This window comes from Pseudoalteromonas luteoviolacea (genome assembly GCF_018100925.1).
Lineage (GTDB): Bacteria > Pseudomonadota > Gammaproteobacteria > Enterobacterales > Alteromonadaceae > Pseudoalteromonas > Pseudoalteromonas obscura.
The window spans coordinates 1-10,648 of sequence record NZ_JAGJEH010000029.1 but is presented as its reverse complement, the minus strand read 5'-3'; the positions used below and the strand labels follow the sequence as shown (position 1 = coordinate 10,648).

17 protein-coding genes are annotated in these 10,648 nt (G+C 43.5%); all 17 read right to left on the bottom strand.

Annotated features, from left to right (window positions below):
- Window positions 1–181: 181 nt before the first annotated feature.
- Window positions 182–943: a DUF4116 domain-containing protein gene (locus J8M00_RS27695; RefSeq protein WP_211013595.1), complete on the bottom strand. Its 762-nt coding sequence runs from the start codon at window positions 941–943 to the stop codon at window positions 182–184.
- A 3-nt stretch (window positions 944–946) separates the two neighbouring features.
- Window positions 947–1,516 (bottom strand): recombinase family protein, encoded by a 570-nt coding sequence (locus tag J8M00_RS27690; RefSeq protein ID WP_211013594.1) that lies wholly within the window; start codon window positions 1,514–1,516, stop codon window positions 947–949.
- A 395-nt stretch (window positions 1,517–1,911) separates the two neighbouring features.
- On the bottom strand, window positions 1,912–2,640 hold the full coding sequence (locus J8M00_RS27685) for a SprT-like domain-containing protein (protein WP_211013593.1): 729 nt from the start codon (window positions 2,638–2,640) through the stop codon (window positions 1,912–1,914).
- Between the two features lie 22 nt (window positions 2,641–2,662).
- Window positions 2,663–2,887 carry a hypothetical protein gene (locus J8M00_RS27680; protein WP_211013592.1) on the bottom strand — a complete coding sequence of 75 codons (225 nt, stop codon included), beginning with the start codon at window positions 2,885–2,887 and terminating at the stop codon, window positions 2,663–2,665.
- Window positions 2,888–3,220: 333 nt separating this feature from the next.
- Window positions 3,221–3,646 carry a hypothetical protein gene (locus J8M00_RS27675; RefSeq protein WP_211013591.1) on the bottom strand — a complete coding sequence of 142 codons (426 nt, stop codon included), beginning with the start codon at window positions 3,644–3,646 and terminating at the stop codon, window positions 3,221–3,223.
- Window positions 3,647–3,706: 60 nt separating this feature from the next.
- Window positions 3,707–4,075: a hypothetical protein gene (locus J8M00_RS27670; protein WP_211013590.1), complete on the bottom strand. Its 369-nt coding sequence runs from the start codon at window positions 4,073–4,075 to the stop codon at window positions 3,707–3,709.
- 177 nt (window positions 4,076–4,252) lie between these two features.
- Window positions 4,253–5,053 carry a DUF2726 domain-containing protein gene (locus tag J8M00_RS27665; RefSeq protein ID WP_211013589.1) on the bottom strand — a complete coding sequence of 267 codons (801 nt, stop codon included), beginning with the start codon at window positions 5,051–5,053 and terminating at the stop codon, window positions 4,253–4,255.
- Between the two features lie 289 nt (window positions 5,054–5,342).
- The gene (locus tag J8M00_RS27660) at window positions 5,343–5,660 is read right to left on the bottom strand and encodes a hypothetical protein (RefSeq protein WP_211013588.1); all 318 of its coding nucleotides are present in this window, start codon (window positions 5,658–5,660) and stop codon (window positions 5,343–5,345) included.
- A gap of 22 nt (window positions 5,661–5,682) precedes the next feature.
- The gene (locus tag J8M00_RS27655) at window positions 5,683–5,874 is read right to left on the bottom strand and encodes a hypothetical protein (protein WP_211013587.1); all 192 of its coding nucleotides are present in this window, start codon (window positions 5,872–5,874) and stop codon (window positions 5,683–5,685) included.
- A 187-nt stretch (window positions 5,875–6,061) separates the two neighbouring features.
- On the bottom strand, window positions 6,062–6,532 hold the full coding sequence (locus J8M00_RS27650; protein ID WP_211013586.1) for a hypothetical protein: 471 nt from the start codon (window positions 6,530–6,532) through the stop codon (window positions 6,062–6,064).
- A 32-nt stretch (window positions 6,533–6,564) separates the two neighbouring features.
- Window positions 6,565–6,816: a hypothetical protein gene (locus J8M00_RS27645; RefSeq protein WP_211013585.1), complete on the bottom strand. Its 252-nt coding sequence runs from the start codon at window positions 6,814–6,816 to the stop codon at window positions 6,565–6,567.
- Window positions 6,817–6,859: 43 nt separating this feature from the next.
- A complete protein-coding gene (locus J8M00_RS27640; RefSeq protein ID WP_211013584.1) occupies window positions 6,860–7,171 on the bottom strand; it encodes a hypothetical protein in 312 nt (103 codons plus the stop codon).
- A complete protein-coding gene (locus J8M00_RS27635) occupies window positions 7,171–8,181 on the bottom strand; it encodes a ParB/RepB/Spo0J family partition protein (RefSeq protein ID WP_211013583.1) in 1,011 nt (336 codons plus the stop codon). The genes J8M00_RS27640 and J8M00_RS27635 overlap by 1 nt, the downstream gene beginning before the upstream one ends.
- A 3-nt stretch (window positions 8,182–8,184) precedes the next feature.
- Entirely contained in the window at window positions 8,185–8,994 is an 810-nt protein-coding gene (locus J8M00_RS27630) for a ParA family protein (RefSeq protein WP_211013582.1), read from the bottom strand.
- A 148-nt stretch (window positions 8,995–9,142) separates the two neighbouring features.
- Window positions 9,143–9,520, bottom strand: a complete 378-nt coding sequence (locus J8M00_RS27625) for a hypothetical protein (RefSeq protein ID WP_211013581.1) — start codon at window positions 9,518–9,520, stop codon at window positions 9,143–9,145.
- 149 nt (window positions 9,521–9,669) lie between these two features.
- Window positions 9,670–9,918: a hypothetical protein gene (locus tag J8M00_RS27620; protein ID WP_247687617.1), complete on the bottom strand. Its 249-nt coding sequence runs from the start codon at window positions 9,916–9,918 to the stop codon at window positions 9,670–9,672.
- Between the two features lie 153 nt (window positions 9,919–10,071).
- A complete protein-coding gene (locus J8M00_RS27615; protein WP_211013579.1) occupies window positions 10,072–10,419 on the bottom strand; it encodes a hypothetical protein in 348 nt (115 codons plus the stop codon).
- Window positions 10,420–10,648: the final 229 nt, after the last annotated feature.

Below are 10,648 nucleotides of genomic sequence, written 5' to 3'. Positions count from 1 at the left end.
GGCACAAAAAAACCACAACATAGTTGTGGTTCCGAAATTAGTAATACAATCTACAAAGAGAAGTAAATACTAAGTTTCTATATTCTAACAATCAATGCACCAGCTTCTCAGCCATCATATTCAGATTGTTGATTGGTACCAGCTTCTCAGCCACCCGTAAAACAGTTTCTCAACCGTTACATTAATCGTAGACGATTTCTACGCCGCCTTCAATATGCTCATAAAGATGGTGCGGTAACGTACCACCGCTTATCAGTGACGTTACAGTTGAATCATCTGAAAACGTGATAGGGACATACTCAATTGCCCAAGGATTCGAGTTCAAAGCTGTTTCCACCATTCGCTCATCAATGAGCGGGAACGGAACGTAACGAAGTTGGCGACCTTGCTCAGAAACCTGATTTAAGCAAATTTCATAGGATTTAAAGTGATCCGGCAAATGCTTTAAGGGGATTGAGTTTATTACATTGCCAATTGCTCGCTTAACAGAATCCGCATTGTACTTAAACAGCACGTTCAATGCAGAAGCATCATTCTCAACGGCCACCCTGATTAATGATTCATCCAACATAGATTCGGGCACGTATGCCAAGCATGACCCCGATGATCGAACAGCCTTCAAGCAAACATCATAAGTAACGAGAGAAGGTGCCTCAGAAAGAAGCCATTTAAGCACCTGTCCTTTTCTACTCACCGCAAGAGTCACTAGATCCTGGTGGTGTACGAGATAATCAGAGTCAATAAATTCAATCGCTTTTGCATTCTCGTACACAGCTGCGTAATGGATTGTTTCAGACCTCATATATTTAGGGACATGGTAAAGATCCAATCCATTTTGATTTACTGCGGCAAGGCAAATTGAGTGCGTTTTAGATTTACGGGGCACTTCTACCAATCCCATTTCACCAGATCTAATTGACTCTATGTAATTAACATCACTCATTGCTTACCTCTTAGATGCAGCTTCCAGGTCATTTAGTGCCTTATTTAGTGTCACGCGAGATACTTCAAAATGACGTGCCACTTCTGTTTTTGTAATAGCTGGATCAGCCAGCATTGCTTTCGCTTTGGTCGCATCAGCCTTTGACATTTTAGGCTTTCGTCCGCCCTTTCTTCCTCTGGCTCTAGCAGCTGCTAAACCAGCTTTTGTTCTTTCTCGAATCAGCGTCCGCTCAAATTCAGCCAAAGCAGCAAAAATATGGAACACTAACTTCCCGCCCGCATTGGTTGTATCAATAGCTTCTGTAACTGATTTAAAACCAACCTTGTTTTTTTCCAGTTCGGTAATAATTGCCACCAAGTCCTTCATGCTTCTACCGAGCCTATCAAGACGCCATACAACCAGGGTGTCACCTTCTCTAACATGCTCAAGACATCGTTCTAATTCAGGCCGCTCTCTCGAAGCGCCTGAAATAGATTCTTGGTAGATTTTCTCGCAACCAGCTTGATTAAGTGCATCCACCTGAAGGGAAGTATCCTGTTCAGCTGTAGAGACACGAGCATATCCAATATTCATCCTAACTATGAATCCTTCTTTTTAGAAAAGTAGAATGCAGTCATAGATGAAGCTAAAGAAAGCCACCCGGTTATAACTTGTGCCAGTAAACTTTTATCCATAACCACTGCAAATAAAGTTACTGTGGCTAAACCTCCCAAAGTAGATATGGCAAGTATTGGCGCAATTCTGCTTTGCATCCGAACAGATGCTGAATCGCTTTTTAATAGTCCATTACACCCACCGCAACGAAGACCAGAATAAGAGGTTTTGAAAAATAAAAACCTATATGGCTTTAAGTTATGTGCAATCATACATGCAGCGCATGAGGTGCCATCTATACCGGATCTACAAGTCCCAGACCCATCACAATGACCACAATCAAGAAGATGTTCATCCTTAACTACCACCATTAATTACACCTCACTAAAACCTACACCGCATTCAGTACAGGCAATTGAAAGCCCTGGCTTACCCCAAACATTTACTTGGCAAGAGGGGCAAGTGTACTTAGCCTTGCTATTAACCGGCTTGTTTTCTCCCGGCTGTACAAATGAATCTTGATCGAAATACTCAACTAACGCCGTTGTCAATTTCACTGTTGACTCTTCAGATAATTCATATTCAGCGGCTAATTCAGTATGGGGCTTGCTGTCGCCGGTCGAATAACGATCCACCCAAGGCAAATCAAAATCAGAGGAAACCAGCGATTCACACTCTTTGAGAAAGCGTCCACCTGGTATCGGGTAGTCATTCATTTTTTCCCCAGTTTTCTTACCACCAGGGCGTCCAGTTGAGGAAGGCATAAGTCCAACTGACTCCATCATTCCACCCCATTCCTTATTGTGATAACCACGTCTTCCTGGTTTCCCATAGCAATGTTGGAGTAAATGACACTGCTCATGAACAATCGTCTGAAACACCTCAATTAGTGCCGACTTGCCCACATACTGAGGGTTAATTGCTATCTCATGACAGCGATCACCATTCCTTGCAACCCAGCGATCCGCTGAGAAATACCCCATTACTCCTTTTTGACGTTGCGCGGTAAAAATTATCTTTGGCAGTTTTCCGTCAAATAAAGTGCGATTGAAGTGCTCATAAGCAGTCTGTAGTGCCCCATAAAGTTCGCTTGTTGGCTCCATAACTTATGCCCACTCCCCCAAATTACTCAGACTCGGGTTCAAGAGTACCTGGTAGCGAAAATGCGATCCCACACCCCCCGCCTCGGTACTGTTGTATTTCCACCTGACGAAGTATGTCCATAGCCAATCGGAATGCCTCAGCCGGGTCGTCAATGTGTACCTGGATAAAATCTTTCCAGTGACTTTTACCATCGACAACCGTTTCACCTTTGCCAACCGACAGAATTTGGTAGTTATCACTACTCATGATTTGAAGCTCCGATTTTTTTCCCTAATGGCAGATCGACGAACAGAAGCACTCTCACTTGAGAAATCGAAATTGTCTTGTTCTGCCTTTGTGTAAACCCTTATGTTCTTTGCAGAAGGCAAGGAACGAATAAAATCCACTAGATTTTTGGTATCCTCTGATACCAGCCCATTGCTGATCATAAACCACCCAACTTATAGTAATAAAACGTACCTAAACTATACATAGATAACTTTACGCAAAACTTTACACATTTCAAGTTAAAAAAACCGGCTTTTAATCACCGGCTCCTACTGTACAAAAAACGGTGGTTTGATTTACACACCTGTTTTTTCAGTTTTCAAATTTTTCCCTTATCCAGGCAAAGGCATATTTTGACAACACGGCTGTCATGACAATGAAAACCTGCCAAAACGTCTCTGCATACCATTTGGGGGCTTCAAGCCTTGTACGGTCATCCAGGAAGGCTAACGGCCCACTTCTGGTAGATTCCATCGTTGTGCCCAGTTCATTTGCAATTGGGATAAGCGTTAAGAGAAACACAGCCAACAGAATATTCCAGTGCGACCCAATATGAAGGATCGTCTGCGTTTGCTTGTTAAGCCAAATAGCCCCGCCGAACAAAGCCCACAAGACAACTGTCTGAATGATCGTTTGAAAGCTCAACCCCGTTTTGTGTTTGATTATAAAAAGAGGTACTGCCGCTATGAAAAGCCCTATAAAAATTGCAGTTTCTGATTGATCATGATTATTCGACATAACTATCCCTTATCATTTATGTATAGATTAAATTCATACCAATTACGGTGACCGGCACGATCAAATATCAATACCATGTTTCCACTTGAATCGCATTGATAGATGCGATAACTCACTATCCACAAAACCTAAAGCCTCTTCTAGGCTTGCTATCTCTGACCCCAGTAGATCAAACTGCTTACCCCGTTCAATGGCATCGAGAACAGCCTTCTGCTTGTCAGGATCGGCACCGATGTAATCAAACTTGCGGCCTCTTTCCGCATTGGCTGGCCGAATTATCCGAAGGTACCGGCCCTCCTTATAGCTCGGAGTACCGTACTCTATCCCTGCTTTTTTCAGAACCTTCTGCTTCGCCTTCAGATCAACCACTTGCTTAGAAACAGCCTCATGTTGACTCTTAATTGAATCGAGTAATTCTGTAAATTTCATTCTGCCCACCTTGGTCACAATAAAAAAAGAGCTCACCAAAAACTGTGACCAATATAGCAAATGGTCACAAAAAAGAAAACCAGGTTTTTGAAATTGTGACCAAAAGGGTTTTCAATGCGCCAGATACAAAAACACCCCTTTAAAGGGGTGTTTGATTTGCAAGGCAAACGTAAAGGATTACGTGTTACCAGGTAGTGTTAATGGCAAGTCTTCAGGCCAAACAACATATTTACCTGTACTAGGGTGTTCTCTCTGCTCACCACCCATATTACGTCCAAAATCAGTAAGAGCTAGACCTGTTTCGGTAAACTGCATATACATGGAATCAACAAGCATCTGAATGAACTCATCAGTTGAACACCCATACTTCGCGGCCATTTTTGAGGTAGCCAGTTTCTCAACTACTTTATTATCAACAAACTCTGTTACCGGTCTCTGTATTGCTTCAGGTTCCGAGTCTTGGTTATCAATTATGGTGCTGCCAGACAACACCGAATTTAACTGCTTTTTAAGATCAGATTTAACATAGGATCTGCGGTTCTTCACCTCAAGCAAAGGCATTCCAGCTGCTTTACAGGCTGACCTTACAAACTTGTCTCGGCGCTTCCGATCTGCTCTGTTATGGGATGAATCGTTCAACTCAATACAGCAAACAACCCTTTTATCCTTCTTTCGGCATACTACGAAATCAAAGTGTTTCTGTTGAACCTTCGCCCTTAACTTGAAAGTTTCTTTCTTATCTAAACCTTTCCGCACTTTCAGGACATCACCAATTCTTACTTTAAAGGTAAGTACATAGTCACTTGGCACAATATCTTTCAAAACGAGGTAAAAATTATTTTCAGCGGCTGTAAGTAATGGGCCTGCCGGTTCGTAGAAATACTCCTTTGGAGTATTGTCAGCCTTCAAAAGAAGATACGCCCAAAAACCAAAAATCACCGCGCCGATAAATGCAATCAACACAAAATTAAATTCCATAATCACCCCACTAAAAATTAAAACTGATACTCTCCCCAGCAAGTCACACCACTAAGGCAGGTGTCGCTACCGCTGGGCCTATGGCGAACGGTATTCCTTTACCACACACTAAAGGCTAATCAACCCTTGCTTTAAGCTTGGATTGTTCCTGGGTGCTGTGTTCTATTTCGATGACTTCTTCAGCATCATCTTTAATCGCATCATTCTCTGCCGGTGATAACGATGGAAAAACCAATAGTATTAACGAGAACAAAAGACTAACTAGAGTAATCATCTAAAGCTCTATCCATTATTTGGGATTTTGCACATAGATCCATTCGGCAGGGATCTCAGTATTACTACTCTTGCAGCTATAGCCATCAGGGAAAGCAGCCTGGACATAATATTTATTGTCCACAGCATTCAATAATGTCATAAGCATATACTGCGATGCTGCCGGTGAATCTGGTGATGCAACCAAGCGACGAACACCGTCCTTCGATGTATAAACGACCTCGCCACCTTTCTTTATTTGAACGCCTTTTATCAACTCACTTCCGCACTTAACAGACGCGAAAGCATTAATAGATAGGAAAAGACCAACCAGTAAAATAGATATTTTTTTCATTATTACACCTTATAAATATTGCTCAGAAATCATCAAAATACTGCTGATCAATAGGATCGCAAAGGCTACGACCAACAATTGAATGACGATTTAAACTCACACCTCGCTCTTCATCAAAATGACCACCAGGCACAACGCCGCGCTTTCGGATATGAGGATTTACCACGATACCCAAGACGACAAAGAAAACAATGATTCCAATTACACCAAACATATACTTTGCTCCTTGTTATTGCCTGCACATGGTGTGTCAGAGTGTGGGCTTCTTGTGGCTGGATGTGTGGTCAAGGCTGTGGTCAACTTGTGGTCGGCTTGCCCGTCCAAAATGTTGTCCATCAGTCTGTCCATACGCCCGAAGGCCATCCACAATAAACCCATACGCCTCGAAGAGCTGTCCACCACTACTGATCAAGATGACCGATGGTAATGGCTTCCAGTACACCACGACTGTTAAGAACTGGCTTACCCTCATACAACCCAGGCGTGAATTTCAAATTTCGGACCACGAAAGTCACGCGAATACCAGCAAAGGGATCTTTAAACTGTTTCATAGCCTCTGCCCACTTCTTCAAAGTAGAACCCACCAGAAGATCACAATTGGTAATATCACCTTCCCAATCACCACGATCATTCCTGCGTGACCCTTGAACTAAACCCGCACGTACAAAGTACAACGTGTCGTCACCTTTTTGGTGACTGCGAATTTCATTGATAAAGCCGCTACAAGTCGTCACAGAATCGTTCGGGAAAACTGGATTCTGAAAACCTTTGCGGTCACTCTTCTGGCTTTGAGAGTCAGCCATCTGAGGCTGATCGCCAACTTCCGGGAAATCGCCATAACTTTCTACTGGCGGGTTGTTCATATCGTTCATCGTGGTCACTCTCCTATTGAGTTTTCTTTATTTCAGTGCCGCCCATTCTTTGTACGGCTACTTTTGTTGACATAAGAGTCCGGCTTCCAGTTGCCCAAACCATCAATCACAATACGCTCAGCACCCATTTCAGCTAGGAAATTAATCGCTGTATTAGGCGACTTAAAAATCCTCGGCGTCTTACGCTGCGTATAGAGCTTGAACAGCTTTTTACCGCGCCTTACGAAGACCTCAAAGCCTTTCTCCATGCCCTTTAGCACAATTTCTGGCTTAGTCTCGTTCATAAGCATCACCTTCACCAGGCGTTGCTCTATTGGCTCAAATTCATCAAACATTACGTGGCTGATAAATCAGATATTCTTTTACTGGGCGAGGTTTTTTACTGCGATTGGCATGTGTTGGTCGCTGAACAAAGTAACGCTCACCATCACGCTCTACCATATCACCAGCCTTAACCTGACCAAGCAGCTCAAGGCATTCCGTTGCTTTAGTTCGATAGGCATCAAAATCAACATCACTTGGTACACGCATTGAAATCACGCCAACTACATTGTCATTTCTTAATGCTGCCCAGCATTTCCCCAAGCTGACGCCTGACCCTGGTTGAATGTCACCATAAGGTGCTTTTTCTTCTGACATTAGTCTCTCCAATTCTTATCAATGTCGCCTTTCAGCGATACCACAGAGTCGGCATCAACCCTAAAACTCAGCTTCTTATTACCGACTTCAACAGTTAGTGTAAATTCATCTTTATCAAGCCCGAGACGAACCCCGGACGCTTTTTTAAGCTTCGGTTCAGTGCTTTCCGGTTTACTTGGTTTTTGAGCTTTCGCCCCCTTCCCTTTATCTTTGGAATTCTTCTTTTCTTGCCTTGCTTCATCAGCCAAGTCTTTACTGGCTTTGCGAAGGTTCGTTTCTAACTCACCGCTACGCCACTGATCGATTAACTCAGCAACCTCTTCAGGCTTATTTTCGGAAGCTTTTGACAGTCGATACAGAACCTCAACATCCTGAGTTTCCCCATGAACTGAAAGTTCCGTCACAACACTAGGTGCACCCAGCAACGCGATATGTTTTGACACTTGCGCCGGACTCACATTCAGGAGCTTCGCTGCGTAAGCCTGGTCTTTGCCTTCAGACTTGCAAATATCAACCACACGCTTCATGGCCATTGCATTTTCAATAGCCGGAATCTGTTCGCGCTGATTGTTTTCATCAATTTGCATCAGAAGCAAATGAAGTTCATCGACATCGCCACTACGGACAATAGCAACCACCTCACCAACAGCACTGGACTCACTGATTGCTCGCCAACGGCGCTCACCGGCAATAATGGGATACTTCCCATCGGATAGTTGACTACCAACCAAAATCGGTTGCAATTGACCATTAGCTTCAATACTGATCCGAAGCTCATCAATTCGCTCCTGGTCAAAGGTCTTCCTTGGTTGATTAGGATCAGGGATGAATTCGCCAGCTGGAAGAGATAAAAGACGCCCTTCATCTTTGGCCTTCTCAACCAACTCAGCGACATCGACATCACCACCGGCACCAAGAAGTTCTGAAACACTTTCAACGCGAGCACCAGCTTCACCAGTCTCGGCTTTTTTCTTCTTATGCGCCGCCAACTTATCTTTCATAGACGCCATAACTTACCCCTTGCTGCGCTCTAAATATTCCCTGGTCAACGCCAAGAACTGGTTAGCCTGAACGCTCTTCGGAGCATGTTGCCGAACAGTCTTATTAAATGACCGAGCCTCTGACACCTTAACTGAATGGGTAATTACGGCTTCAAACAACTTATCACCATAAAGCTCTTTCAGATTTTCCAAATGAAACTCTTCAATATTGATCTTGTGCGAATCTTTGCCATTCACCAAAATCCCCAAAACATCAAGCGCTGGATTCAAACGCTTTTTGTTAGCTGCCGCCGACTCAAGCTGCTGCTTTACCCCATCAATGCTGTCTTCATTCAACTCTGTTGGTATTACGAGATAATCAGAAGACCCATGAGCCGCAGTTTGCAAAGTCCCTGCCGCAGGTGGGCAATCAATAAAAACATGGTCAAACTCACCGGCAAGGACTTCCATCTTGTCTTTAAATTCATACACACAGTCAACGGCTTTCGTACCCATTTCTGCCAAATGTTTCGTCGCCCCGATAATGTAAAGATTTTCCGTAACCTTAAACGGCTCCGGCATCTCATCTTTCTCATACAACCAGAAGGTATTGCTTACACCTGGTGCCACTTTCTGAGAACCAGAAGTAACCGCTTCAGTGACCTTCATAACCTCCGGTGGCAACTCATCACCAAAAATTGCTTTGGTCAAATTACCTTGAGGATCATTATCTATCAGTAAAACCTTAAACCCGGCCTCTGAAACCTCTTCCCCCAAATTACGGCAGACTGTCGTCTTTCCTGGGCCACCTTTTTGAATAGATACCGAAGTAACCTTTCCCATTTCTTTCTCCTGATACGTGAACATTCGCCAATAACGATGTCACACAAGCAACCCCAGAAAAAGCTAAAGCCGAGGTGCGCTGTATGATGTTTTTAGTATAGGGGCTTTGAATTATCAAAGCAACTATTTTTGATAATTCATTTATACACTATTTGATAACTTTAAGGACTGGCTTTTTAGGACTATTTTCAGAGCCTTCTGATACATCATTCATATCAGTTATCCCATCTATGTACTTGCTTTCACTTACAATTTCAGAGAGGTCAGTCAATCTTTCCGCACACGCAACCACTTCAAGCCATTGGCGATAAAGAGTTACTTGATTGCCCCAATACTGAGGAACCAACAAACCAGGTACGCTCGCCCATTCTTGAGGCAAATTATCAGGCGCTTCTACAAAGCATCGAAGCCCTTTACAATCGCCTCTGACATATCGCCATGCCTCATATACAGCACCGACATAATCACTTCTATTTGACACCTCAAAAACTAAATCTTCGGGAATGTCACTGAAACGTATAAGCACTTAACTCCCCTCAAAGCCCTTCAAACAACAGACTAATATACATTACTTTGAGCAATCATAGCAGGGGTATATGAAACATCAAAACAATAAAAAAGCCACCCATAGGGTGGCTCTATAAAGTTAAATTCCACTAAACACGGAAACTCAACTTAATATTCACTAGGAAGTAGGAACGTAGTAGCACTACGATCTGCTTCAGTGATAACCCACAATCGGGATTCGGGCATTCCGACCAGATTGTAAGCTGAAAAAATACGACCGCCATTGGCAAGCGCATCTTCATTTGCCTGAGCATCATCCTCTTCAATATCACCCCATTCGCCATAAGCATGACGGCGTAAATATTGAATAGGTTCAAGTCCATGCTCTTTCATTAAATCTGAAACTCCACGAGTCATTACGACCGCACCAAGTTTAAATTTCAGAGCACTATCAGGCTGTTTTACTGCGTTTTGCATACTTTCATCCTACCCCTGTAAAAGACCGAGGTGCGTCTTGTGCTTGAATGCACTCAGGTACCAGGCAAAAGCCCACCCTGCCGAACTATCATACTAAACAGCTACCTTCTGACCAACCCGCCTGGGTTCAAGGGGACTAAAAGTAGCCTCCCAGTCATTACAGGTTGCATTCAAAGGCTTATGCTCAGCCACCTTTTCCAAATGAACAAGGTGGTGAGCAACCCTATGAGAAGTCAAAATGAATTCAATCGCTTCAAATAGATCCGTACCTACAGGAACCGGAAACCAAAGATCAGCGACATCAGACACTAATACCAGCCCATCTGGATCAGCCCTTTCAATATTGGCCGCTCTTTGAAAGTAACGACAAAAATGAATTTGCATCCACTTACTGTCGTCTTTCTGGATAACGATCAACCTAACTTTCTTTCTATCCATCATTCAACCCCTTTAGGTAGAGGTGCACCTGGCCATAAGCCAGAGTACACAGGCTTATGGTTTAACTGCTGAACTATCAGCACTAACAGATAATAAAAGACTATAAACTGCATTGAAAGACTTACTCAGCACTACAACACTGATCAACCTCCCCTAGCGGGGCGTGGGACACGCAGGAGCGCATTGGCTGGGTATGGGGCGCAGCACCCCATGTTTAACCCACCCCTTTGGG